Source organism: Streptomyces sp. NPDC097640 (assembly GCF_040302705.1).
Taxonomy (GTDB): Bacteria; Actinomycetota; Actinomycetes; order Streptomycetales; family Streptomycetaceae; genus Streptomyces.
Map to the genome: position 1 here is coordinate 88569 of NZ_JBEOSB010000007.1, position 18675 is coordinate 107243.

General features: G+C 71.4%; 16 protein-coding genes, 1 tRNA gene and 1 riboswitch. Of the genes, 8 read left to right on the plus strand and 9 right to left on the minus strand.

The window, feature by feature from the left end; all coding sequences use genetic code 11:
• Positions 1 to 83 precede the first annotated feature (83 nt).
• The 3 genes from ABTY62_RS12725 to ABTY62_RS12735 all read right to left on the minus strand — a co-directional run bounded on the left by ABTY62_RS12725 (position 84) and on the right by ABTY62_RS12735 (position 3196).
• A complete protein-coding gene (locus ABTY62_RS12725) occupies positions 84 to 1088 on the minus strand; it encodes an ABC transporter permease (protein WP_352129430.1) in 1005 nt (334 codons plus the stop codon).
• 378 nt (positions 1089 to 1466) lie between these two features.
• Positions 1467 to 2240 carry an enhanced serine sensitivity protein SseB C-terminal domain-containing protein gene (locus ABTY62_RS12730; protein WP_352129628.1) on the minus strand — a complete coding sequence of 258 codons (774 nt, stop codon included), beginning with the start codon at positions 2238 to 2240 and terminating at the stop codon, positions 1467 to 1469.
• A 143-nt stretch (positions 2241 to 2383) separates the two neighbouring features.
• On the minus strand, positions 2384 to 3196 hold the full coding sequence (locus ABTY62_RS12735; RefSeq protein WP_352129431.1) for an enhanced serine sensitivity protein SseB: 813 nt from the start codon (positions 3194 to 3196) through the stop codon (positions 2384 to 2386).
• A gap of 248 nt (positions 3197 to 3444) precedes the next feature.
• On the opposite strand from ABTY62_RS12735, the gene ABTY62_RS12740 reads away from it, so the two are divergent.
• Positions 3445 to 4680 carry a hypothetical protein gene (locus tag ABTY62_RS12740; RefSeq protein WP_352129432.1) on the plus strand — a complete coding sequence of 412 codons (1236 nt, stop codon included), beginning with the start codon at positions 3445 to 3447 and terminating at the stop codon, positions 4678 to 4680.
• Positions 4681 to 4711: 31 nt separating this feature from the next.
• On the opposite strand, the gene ABTY62_RS12745 is transcribed toward ABTY62_RS12740, so the two are convergent.
• Entirely contained in the window at positions 4712 to 5434 is a 723-nt protein-coding gene (locus ABTY62_RS12745) for an AAA family ATPase (protein WP_352129433.1), read from the minus strand.
• 286 nt (positions 5435 to 5720) lie between these two features.
• Positions 5721 to 5831: riboswitch (glycine riboswitch) on the plus strand.
• Positions 5832 to 6015: 184 nt separating this feature from the next.
• Between ABTY62_RS12745 and gcvT the strand changes: the two genes are divergently transcribed.
• From gcvT to ABTY62_RS12775, 6 genes are all read left to right on the plus strand, one after another.
• Positions 6016 to 7176, plus strand: a complete 1161-nt coding sequence (gcvT, locus tag ABTY62_RS12750; RefSeq protein WP_352129434.1) for a glycine cleavage system aminomethyltransferase GcvT — start codon at positions 6016 to 6018, stop codon at positions 7174 to 7176.
• Between the two features lie 92 nt (positions 7177 to 7268).
• Complete coding sequence (gene gcvH / locus ABTY62_RS12755) at positions 7269 to 7649, plus strand: glycine cleavage system protein GcvH (RefSeq protein ID WP_352129435.1); 381 nt, start codon at positions 7269 to 7271, stop codon at positions 7647 to 7649.
• Positions 7650 to 7673: 24 nt separating this feature from the next.
• Positions 7674 to 8939 (plus strand): serine hydroxymethyltransferase, encoded by a 1266-nt coding sequence (glyA, locus tag ABTY62_RS12760; protein WP_352129436.1) that lies wholly within the window; start codon positions 7674 to 7676, stop codon positions 8937 to 8939.
• A 99-nt stretch (positions 8940 to 9038) separates the two neighbouring features.
• Positions 9039 to 10433 carry an L-serine ammonia-lyase gene (locus ABTY62_RS12765; protein WP_352129437.1) on the plus strand — a complete coding sequence of 465 codons (1395 nt, stop codon included), beginning with the start codon at positions 9039 to 9041 and terminating at the stop codon, positions 10431 to 10433.
• 384 nt (positions 10434 to 10817) lie between these two features.
• Positions 10818 to 11108 carry a hypothetical protein gene (locus tag ABTY62_RS12770; protein ID WP_352129438.1) on the plus strand — a complete coding sequence of 97 codons (291 nt, stop codon included), beginning with the start codon at positions 10818 to 10820 and terminating at the stop codon, positions 11106 to 11108.
• Between the two features lie 7 nt (positions 11109 to 11115).
• Positions 11116 to 11871 (plus strand): hypothetical protein, encoded by a 756-nt coding sequence (locus ABTY62_RS12775; RefSeq protein WP_352129439.1) that lies wholly within the window; start codon positions 11116 to 11118, stop codon positions 11869 to 11871.
• A 215-nt stretch (positions 11872 to 12086) separates the two neighbouring features.
• Here the strand turns inward: ABTY62_RS12775 and ABTY62_RS12780 are convergent.
• Positions 12087 to 12186 (minus strand) — tRNA-OTHER (locus ABTY62_RS12780).
• Between the two features lie 202 nt (positions 12187 to 12388).
• Here ABTY62_RS12780 and ABTY62_RS12785 point away from each other — a divergent pair.
• Positions 12389 to 12580, plus strand: coding sequence for a type IV toxin-antitoxin system AbiEi family antitoxin domain-containing protein (locus tag ABTY62_RS12785; protein WP_352129629.1), 192 nt, complete (start codon positions 12389 to 12391; stop codon positions 12578 to 12580).
• On the opposite strand, the gene ABTY62_RS12790 is transcribed toward ABTY62_RS12785, so the two are convergent.
• The 4 genes from ABTY62_RS12790 to ABTY62_RS12805 all read right to left on the minus strand — a co-directional run bounded on the left by ABTY62_RS12790 (position 12577) and on the right by ABTY62_RS12805 (position 18666).
• Complete coding sequence (locus ABTY62_RS12790) at positions 12577 to 13953, minus strand: serine/threonine-protein kinase (RefSeq protein ID WP_352129440.1); 1377 nt, start codon at positions 13951 to 13953, stop codon at positions 12577 to 12579. The genes ABTY62_RS12785 and ABTY62_RS12790 overlap by 4 nt on opposite strands.
• The gene (locus ABTY62_RS12795) at positions 13950 to 14744 is read right to left on the minus strand and encodes an FHA domain-containing protein (protein ID WP_352129441.1); all 795 of its coding nucleotides are present in this window, start codon (positions 14742 to 14744) and stop codon (positions 13950 to 13952) included. The genes ABTY62_RS12790 and ABTY62_RS12795 overlap by 4 nt, the downstream gene beginning before the upstream one ends.
• Before the next feature lie 400 nt (positions 14745 to 15144).
• Positions 15145 to 17163, minus strand: coding sequence for a DUF8189 domain-containing protein (locus ABTY62_RS12800; protein ID WP_352129442.1), 2019 nt, complete (start codon positions 17161 to 17163; stop codon positions 15145 to 15147).
• Positions 17164 to 17241: 78 nt separating this feature from the next.
• The gene (locus tag ABTY62_RS12805) at positions 17242 to 18666 is read right to left on the minus strand and encodes a DUF8189 domain-containing protein (RefSeq protein ID WP_352129630.1); all 1425 of its coding nucleotides are present in this window, start codon (positions 18664 to 18666) and stop codon (positions 17242 to 17244) included.
• Positions 18667 to 18675: the final 9 nt, after the last annotated feature.

Genomic DNA, 18675 nt, shown 5'->3' on the forward strand with positions numbered 1-18675 from the left:
ACCTTCGGGTGACCGCCGCCTGACAGGTGCGGCAGGGGCAGATTCGTATCGGTGCGGCTGGGCCGCGGCCGCGCGGGTCGCCGTCAACGCGTTCCCTTCGGGTCGAGGGCGTCGCGGACGCCGTCACCGAAGAGGTTGAACGCCAGCACGGTGATGAAGATCGCCAGACCCGGGATGATCATGAACATGGGGTCGTCCTGATAGGTGCCGACGGCCTTGGAGAGCATCTGACCCCAGGAGGCGGTGGGCGGCCTCACGCCCGCGCCCAGGAAGCTGAGCGCCGCCTCGGTGAGGATGTTGGTGGGGATCATCAGCGTGGCGTAGACGGTGATGGGCGCGACCAGGTTGGGCAGCAGCTCCCGGAAGAGGATGTAGCGCCGGCCCGCGCCCAGGCTGCGCGCCGCCTCGACGTACTCCTTCTCGCGCAGCGACAGCGTCTGGCCGCGCACGATGCGGCCGACGTACGGCCAGCCGAAGAAGCCGATCACCGAGACCAGGATGGCGATACGCACCCCGCTGCCGGTCAGCCCCAGCAGTTCGTTCGGGAGCACGGAGACCAGGGAGATGATGAACAGCAGCTGCGGGAAGGCCAGCAGCATGTCCATCACGCGGCTGATAACGGTGTCAATCCAGCCGCCGAAATACCCCGCGATGATGCCGAAGACGGTCCCCAGGACCACGGCGACGACCGCCGCGAGGAAGGCCACCAGCAGCGAGATCCGCGCGCCGTAGACGATCCGGCTGAACACATCGCGGCCGTTCGACGGTTCGACGCCGAAGAGGAAGTCGGAGCTGATGCCGCCCATCGAACCCTTCGGGGTGCCGAACAGCGGGTCGATCTCCTCCTGGTGGAACTCGTTGGGCGGGTGCCCCAGCAGGCTCACGATCAGCGGCGCGAAGACGGCCACCAGCACCAGGAAGACGACCACGGCCCCACCGGCCAGCGCGAGCTTGTCCCGCTTGAGGCGCGTCCAGGCGATCTGACGCAGCGACCGCCCTTCGACCGAGGCCTTGACTACATCCGCTGCGACATCGACGGATGCGTCCGGCTCCGCATCCGTGCCTGTGCTGTGCAATGGTGCCGTCATGGTGGTGGGGACCCCTCTCGACCGGTGGTGACCGGCCCACGACCTGCCGCTGTAGCGGCGTGGTTCACAAACGCAGGTGAAGGTTGTGCTCGTGGTGCGGAAGTTTTATGAAGGAGGGGCACACGCTACCCACAGGTACGGACACCTCCTGTTGCGGGAGTCTTCATCGCGCTTGTGATCACCCGCCAGCCCATCACGGCAATGGATGCCTAACCGTGATGTGGTGAGGGGTGTTCCGTTATCCGGAACACAACTCCGCTGAGCGGTACGGAATGTCCCGTTAACAGGACTGTCAAACGGGAGTGTTAGGGCGTGAACGGGCGCGGAGCGCCGCGCGTGAACGCGCGCGGGAGCACCGGGGCGCGCCGAACAAGGCGGTTACCAGGCGCTCGGCGCGGGCCCCGACCGCTGGCCGCCGTGCGGCGGCGGGTACCCGTAGCCATGGGCCGGAGCGGGCTGGGCCGCCCCGAACGCGTCCCGGTCGAAGAACGGACGCGCGCTGGCCCGCATCCACATCGCCACCGGGTCGTACTCGTCGGACATCGCGACGGTGGAGACCGGCAGCCCCTCGGGCACCGCGCCCACCGACTGGCGCATCATCACCCGGGCCGACTCCACGGCCGCGGCGCCGCCGTCGTACAGATCCAGCCCGATGGCCAGATACGGCGCGCCGAGCGCGGGCTGCACCCAGGCGCGGCGCAGCGACCGCACCGCGGGCGTGCGATGCGCGTTCTGCCCCAACAGGGCGTAGAACTGCGAGAGTTCGAGGGAGGGCTCGCTGAGCCGCAGCGGCCCCGCGGGCAGCCGGTCCAGGCCGCCGGCGATCCTGCGCAGATCGAGCCAGGGGATGCCGACACCGCCGCCGGGGGCGTGCGGATTGAGCCACAGGCCGTACCGGTCGGGGAAGAGGGAGGCCGCGATCTGGCGCCCGCTCACCACCTCATGGGCGCGGCTCCAGCCGCTGGCGGCGAGCTCCTGAGCGGAGGTCACACAGGGGGCGTAGCCGAGCCCGCCCACGTCCATGTTGCCGTACTGCGCGTCGGGCGAGCCGGGCGCGCCCTGCCACAGCAGCATCCACACCTGGCCTTCGGCGAGGGCGTACAGCAGCGACTCATAGGCGTCATACCGTCCCGGAGCGACCTGCTGAAGCATCCGCTCGATGTGGCCGCCTCCCGCGCTCACCTGGGTCCGCCCCTCTCTCGGCCTGTCCACACCGCTACCAAGGGCGCACGGACGCGCCCCGCCACCGGTCATCCAACCAGCTTACGGGCCCCTACAGTGGTCTCCTGGGCGACTCAGCGGTCACGGTCGTAGAACGGTCGCACCCGCTCGCGCATCCAGTCCGCCACCGGATCCTGCGCGATGTCCAGCAGAACCAGCTGAACCGTCCACGGCAGCGGCACCACGCCGAGCGCCCGTCCGAGCGCGTCCACCGCGCCGGCCTGGCCCTCCGGGCCGGGGAGGTCCAGCTCGACGCCGACGAACAGCGCGGGCGGCTCCCCCTCGACGCTGGCCAGGGCGCGCCGGGCAGACCGCAACCCGGCCACCTTGCCGAACTCGAGCCCGGCGGCGGCCAGGAAGTCGACCGGCTCCTCCTGCCAGTCCGGCTCGAAGAGCCGCACCCGGCCGCCGGTGACCGGGCCGTCCAGCTCGGAGCGCCCGGTGCGGCACAGCTCGGCCACGGCGGGCGGCGGAAGCGGGACGCCGACGGCGCCGCCGGGGTTCACGGCGATGCCGAGCTGGGGCGGCAGGCCGCGGGCGAACTCGACGGCCGGGGCGACGGTGAACGTCATATGGGCGCCGACGACCTGAAGGAACTGCTGCTCGGAGCTGAACACCGGCACATACGCGGCGCCTTCGATCTCCATGGTGGGCAGGTCCAGGTCGCTGTTGTCCGGGCCGCCGCCGTTGGGCAGCGGGACCCAGACGTGGCTGCGGGCCAGGGTCTCGACGATCCGGGCGCCGGCGCCGGGGACGTCGACCGAGGCCGCGAGCACTTCCTCGAGCTCGTTGCCCGGGAACCCGGGAGCCTCGGAAAACGCAGGGAACGCACCGTCAGGGAACCCTCCGTGAGCCGGTGCTGGACCGTGCTGCTCCGGGATGCTCATTTCCGCCTCAACCGCCATCTCGTCCGACCTGCACAGGAACCCTAACGGCTGCATGGACTTGCGGCATCGGCGGCCGGTGATCTCCACAGCAAATCCCCAGGTCGAAGGGGAGGCAACAGCCGATCCCGGACAGCTTTTGACGGTCTTTTGACCATTTCCGAACGTAATCGTCAAGTTGCGCTCGGTTTGCACCCCTCGCACCGTGGTGCCGAGTACGCCCATACATCACCACAGCGAAGGAAGGTCTCATGATCCGCGCGTCTCGCAAGGCCGAAGTCCTCGTCACCTCTGTCATGGCCGGCTCCCTGCTGTTCGGCACCGCCGGCCTGTCCGCCGCCACGGTCGGCGGAAACGGGGGCACGGCCGGCGCCAAGGCCCCCGCCCCCACGGCGCTCGCCAAGGAGCCGCTGACCGCGGCCCAGACCCAGGCGATGCGCGATCTGCGCGTCCTTCTCGACCGGGTCGCCGACCTGGCCATGGCGGTGGAGGAGGCCCCCGGCGGGATGCTCTCCGAGGCCGAGCTGGTCAAGCACGCGACGGCGATCGACAGCGCGGTGAAGACCGCCCGCGAGTCCGCCGAGGCGGCCCAGGGCCCGAACGCCACCACGCAGGGCCGGGAGCGCCGCGACGACACGCCGCCCGGGCAGGAGCAGGGACAGGAGCAGGGCCAGGGGCAGGAGCAGGGCCAGGGGCAGGAGCAGGGCCAGGGGCAGGAGCAGGGCCAGGGGCAGAACGCGGGCCAGGGCCAGGGCCAGATCACCGTGCCGCCGCAGGCCGCCGACCAGGGCAACCAGAACAACCAGGGCATGAAGCCGCCCCAGGCCGCCGGGCAGGGTGAGACCGCGACCCCGCCGTACGCCCAGACCATGCCGACGGACGTCTCGACGGACCCTCTGGACGAGCTCCAGCGGGCGATCGACGACCTGCTGGACGCCGTCGCCGCGGGCGACGCGGACGCGGCCGCCGCGGCGCTCCCCCGTATCGGCGACGCCATCCTGGAGCTGCTCAACGCCCTCATCGGCCCGCTCCCCGGGATGGACCTGCCGATGACGCCCCCGATGCTGCCGCTCCCGGACGAGGCGTCGACCGTCGCCGTGGAGGCGTCCGCCCTCGCCGCCCGGACGCCCGCCCCGAAGCCGAACCCGGAGAAGCCCGGCACCGAGAAGCCCGGTACCGAGAAGCCCGGCGCCGCGGAGAAGCCCGGCACCGAGAAGCCGGGCGCCGCCGAGAAGCCGGGCGCCCAGGACCAGCAGGGTGCCCAGAAGCCCGGTGCCCAGAAGCCGAGCGCGAAGCCCAGCGCCCCGAACCAGAACGCCGACCAGCCCGGCGCCATGAGGCCCGGTCAGAAGCCCGCGGCGAAGCCCGCCGCGCCGAAGCCCTTCACCACCGCCGCCTCCCCGCTCTCCGCCGCCGAGGCGACCGACGACGCCGTCGCCCCCATGCCGCTGCCGCGCCCGGTGGACGCGGCCCCCGACCAGGGTTGAGGACGGCCGCCTCCCCTCGCCCTGCCGCGCGTCACTCGAAGCCGATCCGGCGCAGTGCGCTCGCGGCCGTGCGGTCCAGCAGCGCCACCGACGCGCAGCCTTCGGGCGGCCGCCCGCCCTCGGCGGCGACGACCAGCCGCCCCACCGCGCGGCGGTGCCGTCCGAAGGCGTAGCGAGAGACCGCACGGCCGCGCGCGGCCTGCCCCTCCAGGGCCACCGCGGCCTCCACGTCCAGCAGCACCATGTGCAGCCGGCGGCCGGTGCGCCGGGCGTCGCGGGCCAGCCAGCGGCGCACCCAGGAGAGGGTGCCGCAGTCGTGCACCACGACGCTGGCGCCCGAGCGCAGCGCCCGGCGCAGCCCGGCGTAGTGGGCGTAGCGCACCAGCGGGCGGTAGAGGGCGTACGGCAGCCAGCGGGGCAGCCGCCGCTCCCAGCGCTCGCGGGCGTCCTGTGAGTCCACCCGCAGCACCGGGCCGCCGGACTGGTCGAGGCCGGGCACGGCCTGGCCGATCATGGTGCTCTTGCCGCTGCCGGGCAGGCCGGAGGCGACCACCATGTCCCCGGTGCGGTAGCGCAGCTCGCGCGCGCCGAGTCCGGGTCTGGACCCGCGGCCGGGTCCGGGCCCGGGCCCGGGCCCGGGCCCGGCCGCGCCGCCGCCGTCGCCCCCGTCGCCGTCGCCGTCGCCGTCGCCGTCGACAACGCCGCCGCCACCGCGCAGGTCGTGCACCGCCGCCCGGCGCCCCGGTCTGATCACGCCTCCGGTCGCGCCTCCGGTTGGCGCCGCGCCCTGCGTCACCGGCAGGGGCCCACATGTCGTCCCGTACGTACCCTGCCCCTGCACCGTGATCGTCCTCCTAGGTCGGTCACTGCGGCTCTTCACCGAAGAGTGTCAAGAAAAGGTAATGTCCTTCAAGGTGGTCTTCCTGTGGGACGGACTTTCATGCCTTGTGAACCGGGGTGGGCGGCGGCGCGGGGCGAGCGGGTCTTCCCTTCTCGGGCGTACGTGCGATGATGTTGCGCGCAACTCCATACAGGCCGCTTGAATCCGCGCGGGAGAGTCCTCGGCCACCGGCAGCAGTGCCGGCCGTCCGGGGCGCCGAAGGAGCAAGTCCTCCCTTGAATCTCTCAGGCCCCGATACCGCGCGGGCGAGGCAGATCTGAAAAGCGAGCCGCTGGCGTGGCTCCACCCACGGTGCAAGCCGGACCGCTCTCCGCGACGACGTCTCCGACGCCGGCCGGGAGAAGGGGTCACGGCGAACCTCTCAGGTTCCGATGACAGATGGGGAGGACTCGTCCTCGTCGTCCTCGTCGCCGTCCCGCCCTGGAGCCAGCCCCATGACCGACGCCCCGTCCCCCTCGTCTCCCCTCTCCGCCTCGTCCCCCCCGTCCGCGCCTCGCCGTACCGCGCTGGACGCGACGCACCGCGCGCTCGGCGCCACCATGACCGACTTCGCGGGCTGGGAGATGCCGCTGCGCTACGGAAGCGAGCGCGACGAGCACACCGCGGTGCGCACCCGCGCCGGCCTCTTCGACCTCTCCCATATGGGCGAGATCACACTCACCGGGCCACAGGCCGCCGCCGCCCTGGACCGGGCGCTGGTGGGCCATCTGTCGGCGCTCGCCGTCGGCCGGGCCCGCTACACCATGATCTGCGACGCCGAGGGCGGCATCCTGGACGACCTGATCGTCTACCGCCTCGGTGACCAGGAGTTCCTGGTGGTCGCCAACGCCTCGAACGCCCAGGTGGTGCTGGACGCGCTGACCGAGCGCGCCGCGGGCCTGGACGCGGCCGTGCGGGACGACCGGGACGCCTATGCGCTGATCGCCGTCCAGGGGCCGGCCGCGGCCACGATCCTGAGCGGCCTGACCGACGCCGATCTGGACGGCCTCAAGTACTACGCGGGCCTGCCGGGCACGGTCGCGGGCGTCCCGGCGCTGATCGCCCGCACCGGCTACACCGGCGAGGACGGCTTCGAGCTGTTCGTCGCGCCGAAGGACGCCGAGCGGCTGTGGCAGGCGCTGACCGAGGCGGGCGCCCCGGCCGGGCTGATCGCGTGCGGTCTTTCCTGCCGGGACACGCTGCGCCTGGAGGCCGGGATGCCGCTGTACGGGCATGAGCTGACCCGCGGGACCACGCCGTTCGACGCGGGGCTCGGCCGGGTGGTGAAGTTCGGCAAGCCCGGTGACTTCACCGGGCGCGCGGCCCTGGAGACGGCGGCGCGGCAGGCCGAGACCGCCCCGCCGCGGGCGCTGGTCGGCCTGGTCGCGGCGGGCCGCCGGGTCCCGCGCGCGGGGTACGCGGTCGTCGGCGCGGACGGCACGGTGATCGGCGAGGTCACCTCGGGCGCGCCCTCGCCCACCCTCGGGAAGCCGATCGCGATGGCGTACGTGGACGCCGGGCACGCCGCGCCGGGCACCGCGGGGGTGTCGGTGGACATCCGGGGCACCCATGAGCCGTACGAGGTCGTGGCCCTCCCCTTCTACAAGCGGCGCTGAGCGCCCGTCGCGGCCGCCGCCGCTCTTGCCGCCTGTCCCACCAGGCAAGACCCGTTTCCCAAGCACTCCCCCGTATCCAGGAGAATCGGACTATGAACAACCCCCAGCAGCTGCGTTACAGCAAGGAGCACGAGTGGCTGTCGGCCGCCGACGAGGACGGTGTGTCGACGGTCGGCATCACCGAGTTCGCGGCCAACTCGCTCGGCGACGTCGTCTTCGTCCAGCTCCCTGAGGTCGGCACGACGGTCACCGCGGGTGAGACCTGCGGCGAGCTGGAGTCCACGAAATCCGTCAGCGATCTCTACGCGCCGGTCTCCGGCGAGGTCACCGAGGTCAACGAGGACGTGGTCAATGACCCGGCGCTGGTGAATTCCGCCCCCTTCGAGGGCGGCTGGCTGTTCAAGGTGAAGGTGACGGACGAGCCGGACGAGCTGCTCTCCGCCGACGCTTACTCCTCCTTCACCGAAAACTGACCCCCTCCTTCGATCGGGACCCTGATGTCGCTTCTCAACAGCTCCCTGCACGAGCTCGACCCGGACGTAGCCGCCGCGGTCGACGCCGAACTCCACCGCCAGCAGTCCACCCTGGAGATGATCGCCTCGGAGAACTTCGCTCCGGTCGCGGTCATGGAGGCCCAGGGCTCGGTCCTGACCAACAAGTACGCCGAGGGCTACCCGGGCCGCCGCTACTACGGCGGCTGTGAGCACGTCGACGTCGTCGAGCAGATCGCCATCGACCGCGTCAAGGCGCTGTTCGGCGCCGAGCACGCCAACGTGCAGCCGCACTCCGGCGCGCAGGCCAACGCGGCCGCGATGTTCGCCCTGCTCTCCCCCGGTGACACCATCCTGGGCCTGAACCTGGCGCACGGTGGTCACCTCACCCACGGGATGAAGATCAACTTCTCCGGCAAGCTCTACAACGTGGTGCCCTACCACGTGGACGCCGAGACCGGCCTGGTCGACATGGACGAGGTCGAGCGGCTGGCCAAGGAGCACCGCCCCAAGCTGGTGATCGCGGGCTGGTCCGCGTACCCGCGCCAGCTGGACTTCGCCGCCTTCCGCCGGATCGCGGACGAGGTCGGCGCGTACCTGATGGTGGACATGGCCCACTTCGCGGGCCTGGTGGCGGCCGGGCTGCACCCCTCCCCGGTGCCGCACGCCCATGTGGTGACCACCACCACCCACAAGACCCTCGGCGGCCCGCGCGGCGGGGTGATCCTGTCCACCGCCGAGCTGGCCAAGAAGATCAACTCCGCGGTCTTCCCCGGTCAGCAGGGCGGCCCGCTCGAGCATGTGGTCGCGGCGAAGGCCGTGGCCTTCAAGATCGCGGCGGGCGAGGAGTTCAAGGAGCGCCAGCAGCGCACCCTCGACGGCGCGCGGCTCCTGGCCGAGCGGCTCACCCAGCCCGACGTGGCCAAGGCCGGGGTCTCCGTGCTGTCCGGCGGCACCGAGGTCCACCTCGTCCTGGTCGACCTGCGCGACTCGGAGCTGGACGGCCGGCAGGCCGAGGACCGGCTGCACGAGATCGGCATCACGGTCAACCGGAACGCCATCCCGAACGACCCGCGCCCCCCGATGGTCACCTCCGGCCTGCGCATCGGCACCCCGGCGCTGGCCACCCGCGGCTTCACCGCCGACGACTTCCGCGAGGTCGCCGACATCATCGCCGCGGCGCTCCAGCCGTCCTACGACGCGGAGGGGCTGAAGGCGCGCGTCACCGCGCTCGCCGACAAGCACCCTCTGTACCCGGACCTGAAGAAGTAATCGGGCCCGCAAGGTGTGTGGGGGCGCACCACCCCCGCGCCCCCACACACCCCGCACCACCACGCACGCACCCACCGTGCAGACGCAAGGAGTTCACCGGTGGCCATCTCCGTCTTCGATCTCTTCTCGATCGGCATCGGCCCGTCCAGTTCCCACACGGTCGGCCCCATGCGCGCCGCGAGGATGTTCGTCCGCCGGCTGAAGAACGACGGCCTGCTGGCCCACACCGTCGCCGTACGCGCCGAACTCTTCGGCTCCCTCGGCGCCACCGGCCACGGCCACGGCACCCCCAAGGCCGTCCTCCTCGGCCTGGAGGGCCACTCCCCGCGCACCGTGGACGTCGAGACCGCCGACGACGAGATGGACCGCATCCGCACCACCAAGCGGCTGCGGCTGCTCGGCGCGGAGATCGGCACCGAGCACGAGATCGACTTCGACGAGTCCGCCGAGCTGGTGCTGCACCGCCGCCGCTCGCTGCCGTACCACGCCAACGGCATGACCCTGTTCGCGTACGACGCCGACGGCCTGCCCCTCCTGGAGAAGACCTACTACTCCGTCGGCGGCGGCTTCGTCGTGGACGAGGACGCGGTCGGCGCGGACCGCATCAAGCTCGACGACACCGCGCTGAAGTACCCCTTCCGCACCGGCGACGAGCTGCTGCGCCTGTCCCGCGAGACCGGCCTGTCCATCTCCGCCCTGATGCTGGAGAACGAGAAGGCCTGGCGCACCGAGGCGGAGATCCGAGCGGGCCTGCTGGAGATCTGGCGCGTCATGCAAAGCTGCGTCGAGCGGGGCCTGTCCCGCGAGGGCATCCTCCCCGGCGGCCTCAAGGTCCGCCGCCGCGCCGCCACCGCCGCCCGCGCGCTGCGCGCCGAGGGCGACCCGGCGACCCACGCCATGGAGTGGGTGACCCTCTACGCCATGGCCGTCAACGAGGAGAACGCCGCGGGCGGCCGCGTGGTCACCGCCCCCACCAACGGCGCGGCCGGCATCATCCCCGCCGTCCTCCACTACTACGCCAACTTCGTCCCCGGCTCGAACCCTGACTCCCACGACGACGGCATCGTCCGCTTCCTCCTCGCCGCGGGCGCCATCGGCATGCTCTTCAAGGAGAACGCCTCCATCTCCGGCGCCGAGGTCGGCTGCCAGGGCGAGGTCGGCTCCGCCTGCTCCATGGCCGCCGGCGGCCTGGCCGAGGTCCTCGGCGGCACCCCCGAGCAGGTCGAGAACGCCGCCGAGATCGGCATGGAACACAACCTCGGCCTCACCTGCGATCCGGTCGGCGGCCTCGTCCAGATCCCCTGCATCGAGCGCAACGGCATGGCCTCGGTGAAGGCCGTCACGGCGGCCCGTATGGCGCTGCGCGGCGACGGACGGCACCACGTCTCCCTCGACAAGGTCATCAAGACCATGAAGGAGACGGGCGCCGATATGAAGGTCAAGTACAAGGAGACGGCGCGGGGCGGGCTCGCGGTGAACGTCATCGAGTGCTGAGGGGACGGGCCCTGACCAGCGCGTTCGTGTCTTTCAGCGCTGTCAGGGCCTTCCCTGCTTACGCGGCGGAAAGTCCCCGAAAAGTCCGACCGCGGCTTCGCGGGTCCGGACCACGGACCGGGCATCGTCGCATTGCCCGCTACATAGAACGGCACACCGTCCCGGCCGAACTCGATCGCAGCGAACGCCTCATAGAATGGGCCGCCCACGTGATCGACTCCGTTCCCCAGGCGCGGACCGCTCCACAGCGACAGCGCAACCGGCCGTGGCGCCTCGCCGAACAACTGATCACGAAGTGGGCGCGGGGCCTCCTCAACACCGGGCGGCCTGGCCGCCGCGCCGCCGCCGGGTATCGGAGTACCCTGGGGTACTGGAGGTTCGGACATGACGACGCAGTCTGCGGGATCGAAGCCACGCACGGCAGCTCCCCTGAAGGTGGATCTCGAGACCGACCAGCTGATCACCGAAGGCGCGCACTTCCTCGGGGTGACAAAGAAAGACCTGGTGGCGGACGCGGTGCGCATGTACATAGAGCATCGCCGCGAGGAGATCCGACGAGGCATGGCCGAGTCCATGCGCGTACTGGACGGGACCACGAAGTCCCGCGTCGCGCTGCTGACGGGCATCTCCGCCGAGGACATCGACCGGCTCGGTGGGATCGACGAGGAGAGGTAACGCCCCGGTGGATCGAACGCGCCCCACTCTGCGCTGCCTGACCGAGGACCTGCGCTTACCCGTCCCGCCCATCACGACACCACTCGACGAGGTCGATCACCCTGCGCTGAACAAAGCCCAGGAGCATTTCATCGGCACCGAAGAGCGACCGCACGAACGCATCGGCGCCATCGACGACCAGGTCCTGTTCAAGGTCAAAGTCCAACGATGGCGCGGCGCGGTCTGGAAGTCCGAACCATGTCCGTGGCTCGTGGCCGCAGGCATCCGCGAGGACGGCTCAGCCGACGACTTCTACACAGCCCTCGCCACCGACGCGAAGGCCGCCCGCAGTGCCTACAACGCGCAGCACTCCCGCCCACTGTCCACGCAGACGTACGTCGGCGGCCTACTCCCGGACCGGGATGACCACTTGCGCTACCGCCTGGAGGAAGGCACCCGTTTCATACGCCGCCTGGAGAACATCATCCCCCAGCTCGCCAGCGCCTCACTCCAGGACGACGCCGAGCACACCATCGCGTACGACACCTTCACACTGGGCATCCAGATCCGCGCCCACGAAGGACATGAGGCGTACGTCGCAGTACGGATCACCGGCTCGGTCCCCGGTGACCTCGTCCGCATCGTGCTGGACATCGTCCCCGGCTGCGATCGCGAAGGCTGGTTCCCCGAATCACGCCTTCCCGACCGGGACCTGCTCCCCGCGGAACAGGCATGGTCGAACCTGATGGACCCTGCCGAGGCCAGGAAGCTCCTCGGGGATTGACGGACCGGAATCGCCGAAAGATCTGACATCGCATCAGTGTCACGGCAGGAACTGCCAGGCCGATCCTATGCGGGCCCCCTTTGATCCCAGCGGCCGCGTGCCAAAGCTGTCCCAACGTGAGGACTCGTGGGGCTCTCCGTGATCACCACAGAAGGCCCCGCTTCATCCAGGAAAGCAAAACCCCAGGTCAGATGCCATCTGACCTGAGACCCCAGTGGAGCCGCCTTCGGGATTCGAACCCGAGACCTACGCATTACGAGTACGGCGGTCCATCGAAGCGGTCGAACCTGCTCCGTCGGATACCTTGTAGGCAGCCAACGGCGAAAAGTCCCCGAAAAGTCCCCGGGGAAATCCCCTCGAGACAGGCGTCTGACCTGGAGGTTCGTGGCACTCACCGCACGCCGGACCACCGCCGTCCGAGCGAGGTCAAAGGGCACCCGCCGTCACCGCACCGGCAGGCTGAATCAAACCGATCCCCTCCGAGGGACCTGTGGGGACCATTTGATACGTGAATGCCATGGAAGACTCGCGCCTGAAGCAACGGCTGGCCGGGCTCTCCGCCACCTTCACCACAGCACAGGCGCGTCAGGCTTTGTTGTCACCCCGCGACCTGGCGTCGTTGGTTGCGGCGGGGGAGATAGACGCACTGTCCCGTGGCGCGTATCGGCGGGCCGACGCACCGGCCAAATGTCAGGAGGCCGTGGGTTAGGGGCAATTCGGAAGCGGGGGCCGGTCCTTGGTGCGTACGGCGGGGAGCCAGGCGGCGGCGGGTGCCGAGCCGCTCGGGAGCCGTACCCGGAACCATCGGGTGGACCTCAGGTCGTCCTCGTCGACGATGGGCAGGCCGTACGGCAGTTGGCATTCGGCGATGAGGACGTCGCCGTGCCACACCCGGGTCGGGACGACGTTGCCGGGGGTGTACGGGCGCCTCGGGTTGATCGCCAGCCCCAGACTGCACCGCAGGTCTCGGTCGGTCCGGTCCTGACAGCCTCGTTCGGCGTTGAACACAGTGAGTTCGCCGGCGCCGGTGGGCCGGACGAGGTCCTTCCGAGAGGCTTCGCCCGAGAGTGTCGCGCCCGCGGTGGCGCACAGGGCGACGACGAGCAGGGCCGTGCGGGCCCGGCCGTGCGGCCGTGCGCCCCTGTAGCGCCGCGTCGGCTGCCCGGCGGCGATGCGGCCGAGCAGGCTGTCGGCTGTGTGCTCGGCGCGTGCCTCGTGCGTCGGGGCCAGACAGTCCGCGGCCAGGTCGCGCCAGAACGGCGGGACGGCATGGTCCATGCGCAGCGGGGCACGGCCCCCGCCGTACTCTTGGACGGCGGCGCCGCGCGCCACGGGCGTGGCACCGGCGAAGGGTGAGGTGCCGGAGGCGAACACCTCGTGGATGACGATGCCCAGGGCCCAGATGTCGGTGCTCGGCCGGACCTGCACGCCCAGTGCGCCGAGAGGGGCCTTCCAGCGCTCGGGCGGCAGATAGTCGAGGGTGCCCAGGGGCGGCGCGTAGCCGTGCGTGCCGGTCAGTTCGGTGGCGAGACCGAAGTCCGAGAGTTTCACCGAGCCGTCCCGGCCGAGCAGTACGTTCTCGGGTTTGAGGTCGGCGTGCACCCAGCCCGAGCGGTGGAGGTGGGCGAGTCCCTCGCAGATGCCCTCGATCAGCCGGCCGCGGTCCGCCTCGGGCACCCCGGCGTCGAGGAGTTCGCGCAGGCTGCGCGCGGCCCGTTCCATCACGAGGACGATCGCGCCGTCCAGCGACGGCCGGTCCGGCGCTCTGAGGACGAACGACTCGATGAGACCGATCAGGCGCGGGTGCCCCGTCCTGCGGCCGAGCTCGACCTCACGGTGTGCGGACTCCACGATCCGGCGTGCCTGGCGGGGCGCGAGTCCGGCGGTCGGCATGACCTTGAGCGCGACCTCGGCGGGCCGGGCCGGTCCCCCGGTGCGACCGGATGGCCGGGCGGCGTAGACCGTGGACCAGCCACCGACGCCGATCAGTTCGCTGACCAGCCACTCCCCCGCGCGGTAGCCGCTCGGCAGGAGGTCCGCGGGCTCTCCCGTGGTGCCGCCCGGGCCGTGCAGTGGTGTCATCTCGCCGGCTGCCGCTCCCGCCCGGCCGCGCCCGCCGGCGGTGGCAGCAGCGCGAGGTGTTCCTCCCGTACGAGCCCGAAGCGGAGCGCGAGCCCGACGATCTCCTCCCGCTTGCCGTTGCGGCGGTCGGCCTTGCCTGGGTCGTGCACGTCCGGTGGGCCGATGCGCAGCTTCTGCTCGGCGAGGTAGTCGATGTGGGAGCTGATGGCCCGCGCTGTCAGGGCACCGGAGGTGGTGTGTCCGTTGAGACGCTCCACGATCTGGGGCGTGGTGGGCACCGCGACCCGTGACTGGTCGCGCAGGCGCGGCTCGCACAGGGCGACCAGGACGAGGAAGTACGTGGCCGTCTCGTCGAGGGAGTACGCCGTGACGGTGCGACTCCCCCACAGCACGCCCATGACGTCCGGGTCCAGATAGACATGGTCGGGCGCGAACACCTGGAAGGCGACGGGCACCTGGCTGCGGGTGGGCAGCACCACGCGCGAGAACTCGAAGGGAATGGGGGCGCCGACCCTGCGCGGCTGAACCCTCAGGTACTCGCCCGCTCCCTCCGGGTTCTCCACCAGATAGCTGTGGCTGGTGCTGTGGTTCGTCAGCTGCCAGTGATCGTCGGTCACACGGATCTCGCCCGCGAGCCGGGACACCGCGTCGTCGTCCAGGCGGAGTTCGACCGGAGTCGTGGGAGAACCGCGCCCGAACCGCGCGACCTCGCCAGGGCCCAGCCGTAACGTCACCGGTTCACCGCCGTCGGCGCCGCTCCCCTGCGGCAGATGGACGACTACGCCGCTCACCGCTCACCCCCCGGTTCCGCGTGTCCTGGAATATCGGACGGGCGCAACAATACCCAGCCGTCAGGGGGTGAACCGGCGGGCTTCGGCCACTTCGGCCGGGGCCGCCGCGGGCGGGCGGAGGCTCCCGAATCCCGTGGCCCCGGGGCCGGTTGCCCGTGGGGCGGGCCAGGCGTTCCTCCGGTGACCCAAATGCACTCGAATTCCGCGTCAAGAGCTGTGTTTTAAAATGGTTTCCCAGCTTCTGTCGGACCGGGCCCGCACACGTCGACCCGCCGGCCGTGGACGTCTCCGCTGCTCGCCGCAGTGTGGGGAAGGGCACCGCACACGGCCGGGGAGGCATGCCTTCCGGTGGGTTCGCAGCCGTGTTCGCCCTCGTCGGGTGGCGAGATCCGGCCCCTGTTCAGGGGGCGGGACTGCCCGACACGACCGGTGCGACCGGCCGATCGCCGAATGTCGCCCACGGTCCCCACCCGCCGCCCGGCCTGACCTGGACCCGCCGGCGTATCCGGCCCTCGGGGGTGACGGCGAAGACATGGGTCCGCCCGGCGGGGTCGATCGCGGCCATGGGCGTGGCGGCGAGACGGATGCCGGGTTCCCCGAACTCCGCGCCGGAGTCCCAGCCGCCGCCCGGGGCGACCTGCCGGCGGTGACTGAGCCGTGCCCCGCCGGGCGCCAGGGAGAAGGCCTCCAGGCGGCCGTCGGCGTTGACGGCGAGAGTCGGGGCGGCGGCGCTCCAGCCGAACAGCGGCAGCCAGTCGTCCCAGCCGCCGCTGGGCACGGACTGCCGACGGTGAAACGTCCCCACACCGGACGGCCCGATCGCGGTGACGGTGAGCCGGCCGCTGCCGTCCCGCGCCACCCTCGGCGCGGCGCCCGCCGCGGTCCCGAACGGGTGCCACGCGGCGGTCCAAGGGCCGCCCGGCGCCTCCTGCCAGCGGTGGTAGATCCCGGAACCGCCGGGCGAGAGGGCGAACGCCTCCAGCCGGCCGTCGGCGTTGGCCGCGACAACGGGGGGCGCACCCGCGGCTCCGCCGAATCCCGGTTCCCAGGGTTCCCAGGCGAGCGATCCCGGCGCCCCCTGGCGTCGGCGGGCGACGGAGGCACCACCGGGGCTCAGCGCCAGGACCTCCAGCCGGCCACTCGCGTCACGGGCGACGGCGGGGGCGGCACCGGCCGGGCCGCCGAACTCCTCCCAGTCGTACCAGCTTCCGTCCGGCCGCTGCACCCGATGGTGCAGGTTGGCGCCGCCCGGGGCGAGCGAGAACACCTCCAGCCCGCCGTCCGTGTTGCGGCCGAGCGTCGGGACCGCCCCGGCCGGACCGCCGAAGACCTCCCACTCCGACCAGGTGTCGGCGTTCGAGTCGAGCTGGACACGGCGCAGCATCGACCGGTCCCCGGCGTCGAGCGCGAACACCGTGAGCCGGCCGTCGGCGTCGAGGCCGGCCACCGGGTTGTCGGGGCTCTGCCACGGCACCGGTGTGTCACGCCAGTGCAGGGGCGCCACGTACAGCCCTTGCCGGAACCAGCCCGCGGCGCTCACGTACCAGTTCTCACCGTCGGCGACCACCTCGACGGCGTGACCGGGTACGTGTCCCGCGTACCCGTCGAGGTCGAAGTGGAACGGGTCCCGGGACGCCAGCACGTCCGTGCCCTCGTAGCCGCCCCGCGGACCGATGAACAGGTAATACCAGCCGTCCCGTTCGACGACGAACGGGGACTCGGTCACCGAGACCGTCGTGTCGGTGCTCGCGTCGGTGAACGCGATCCCCGGCTCGCTCCAGTGCAGCAGGTCATCGGAGCGGCGGTGGGCGACGACGTGGTGGCCACCCGGCTCCGAGAGTTCGGTGTAGTACATGACCCACTCGCCGCCGACCCGCACCACCATCGGGTCGCGTGCGGCGAGGCCCCGGAACAGCGGGCCGGACGGCTCACGGGTCCAGGTGAACAGGTCGGTGGAGGTGGCGAGGTTGATCGCGGCGCCGGTTTCGCCGCCGGCGGCGTAGAACATCCAGTATCTGCCGCCCGCCTCGACGACGTGCGGCGCCCATAGGTGTTCCTCGCCGAAATAGGAGGGGTCCACGGTGAGGGCGTCGGCGTGCGCGGTCCACGGCCCGTGCGGCGCCGGGGCGGAGACGTGGGTGAAGGCGATCTCCGCGGCGCTGTCCGGTGACTCGCCGCGCGGCGCGCTCGCGCCGACGATGCCGAACAGGTGCCAGCGGCCCTTGGCTTGGACGAGCGTGTGGTCGTTGAGGTAGCGGGGCCCGGCGGGGGTGGACGGGTCATGGACGTGGGTGAAGGGGCCCGAGCCGATCCACCGGTGGGGCGGGACGTCCGAGGCCTCGGCGCGGCCGGCGCCCAGGAGTGGCAGCGCGCCCGCCGCGGCGGCGCGCAACAGGTTCCGTCTGCTGATCGGAAGCATGAGTCTCTCCAGCCGGGCCCCGCGGCCGGCCGAGCCGTAGGGGCTCCGCCGGCTGCGGGGCGAGGACGGGTCCAGGGATCAGTCGACTGCGGGGCCGGCGGTGTTGTTGACCCAGGCCCAGTCGGACCAGGATGTGAAGCCCGTCTGCCACTTGTGGTAGACGCCGGAGCCGCTGGCGCCGAAGACCTCGATGCGACCGTCGGCGTTCGCCGTGGCGGTGACCTCCGTGCCACCGGTGCCGAAGGACTCCCACTGGCCGTACGGGGCGTTCACCCCGGTCTGCCACAGATGCTGCGCCACACTGCCGTTGATGGCGAACACCTCCACCCGGCCGTCCGGCGAACGCTCACTGCTGAGCTGGGACTGGGCAGGACCACCCGTCGACTCCCAGTCCGACCAACTCTTCGCACCGGTCTGGTACTTGTGGAACACACCTGCGGGACCGGATGCGAAAACCTCCAAGCGTCCGTCCTGGTTGTGGTCCACCGTCAGGTCGCGGCCCCCGCCGCCGAAGTCCTCCCACGCCGACCAGCCGCCGTTCACCGCCGTCTGGTACTGATGCTGGAAGACATCACCGTTGAGCGCGAAGACCTCCAGGCGCCCGTCCGAGGACTTCTCCATCTCCAGCCGGCCATTCACCGGACCACCACCCGCCGACTCCCACTCCGACCAACCACCGCTGGCAGCCGTCTGATACTTGTGGAAAACCCCGGCCGGACCGGACGCGAACACCTCCAGACGCCCGTCACCGTTCGCACCGACCGCGATGTCCTTCCCACCCCCGCCGAAGCCCTCCCAGCCAGACCACCCACCCGAAGGCGAAAGCTGATAGGCGTGCTGGAAGACATCACCATTGATGGCGAACACCTCAAGACGACCATCCGCATTCGGACCGATCGCCAGCTCCGCGCCACCAGGACCCCCCAGAGACTCCCACTCGGACCAGCCACCGTTCACACTCGTCTGCCAAGCGTGCTGAACACCATCAGCCCCCGCCGCGAACACCTCAAGACGACCATCCGCCGACCGCGCCGACACCACCCGACCCGACTCCGCCGGATACACCAGCGGTCCGGGGCCGGGCTCGTGGTGGCCGAGCCGGTCCACCGCGGCCTGCGCCTCATCCATGTGCCGCCAGTGCGCGCCCGCGTTGTAGGTGGACCAGGGCTGCCAGTTCGTACCGCCGGAGGAGATCTCGAAGGCGGCGTTGGCGTTGCACTGGGCTTCGTAGGCGCAGGCGTCGTCGACCTCGGGGTGCCAGTAGTCGTTGATCTGCCACAGGCCGCGGTCCCGCGAGGGGGGTGTGTTGTTCTGAACATTGGTCGCCGAGGGGTCGCAACTGGACTCCGCGAGGGCAACGGCGACGGCGGTCACCAGGCCGTCGCCGCGGAAGCCCGCGTTGTAGCCGACCTCGGCGCACAGGTCGCTCGGAGCGGCATAGGCCGGCGAGGCGCCGACGACGACCCCCGCCGCGAGCAGCAACGAGACCAGCGCCGACAGCATGACGCGGTG

Excerpts from the sequence above, each read along its gene's own strand:
- ABTY62_RS12725 (WP_352129430.1), bottom strand. The coding sequence starts at position 1,088 with ATGACGGCACCATTGCACAGCACAGGCACGGATGCGGAGCCGGACGCA.
- ABTY62_RS12730 (WP_352129628.1), bottom strand. The coding sequence starts at position 2,240 with ATGCTTCAGCAGGTCGCTCCGGGACGGTATGACGCCTATGAGTCGCTG.
- ABTY62_RS12735 (WP_352129431.1), bottom strand. The coding sequence starts at position 3,196 with ATGAGCATCCCGGAGCAGCACGGTCCAGCACCGGCTCACGGAGGGTTC.
- ABTY62_RS12740 (WP_352129432.1), top strand. The coding sequence starts at position 3,445 with ATGATCCGCGCGTCTCGCAAGGCCGAAGTCCTCGTCACCTCTGTCATG.
- gcvT (WP_352129434.1), top strand. The coding sequence starts at position 6,016 with ATGACCGACGCCCCGTCCCCCTCGTCTCCCCTCTCCGCCTCGTCCCCC.
- gcvH (WP_352129435.1), top strand. The coding sequence starts at position 7,269 with ATGAACAACCCCCAGCAGCTGCGTTACAGCAAGGAGCACGAGTGGCTG.
- glyA (WP_352129436.1), top strand. The coding sequence starts at position 7,674 with ATGTCGCTTCTCAACAGCTCCCTGCACGAGCTCGACCCGGACGTAGCC.
- ABTY62_RS12770 (WP_352129438.1), top strand. The coding sequence starts at position 10,818 with ATGACGACGCAGTCTGCGGGATCGAAGCCACGCACGGCAGCTCCCCTG.
- ABTY62_RS12785 (WP_352129629.1), top strand. The coding sequence starts at position 12,389 with ATGGAAGACTCGCGCCTGAAGCAACGGCTGGCCGGGCTCTCCGCCACC.
- ABTY62_RS12790 (WP_352129440.1), bottom strand. The coding sequence starts at position 13,953 with ATGACACCACTGCACGGCCCGGGCGGCACCACGGGAGAGCCCGCGGAC.
- ABTY62_RS12800 (WP_352129442.1), bottom strand. The coding sequence starts at position 17,163 with ATGCTTCCGATCAGCAGACGGAACCTGTTGCGCGCCGCCGCGGCGGGC.
- ABTY62_RS12805 (WP_352129630.1), bottom strand. The coding sequence starts at position 18,666 with ATGCTGTCGGCGCTGGTCTCGTTGCTGCTCGCGGCGGGGGTCGTCGTC.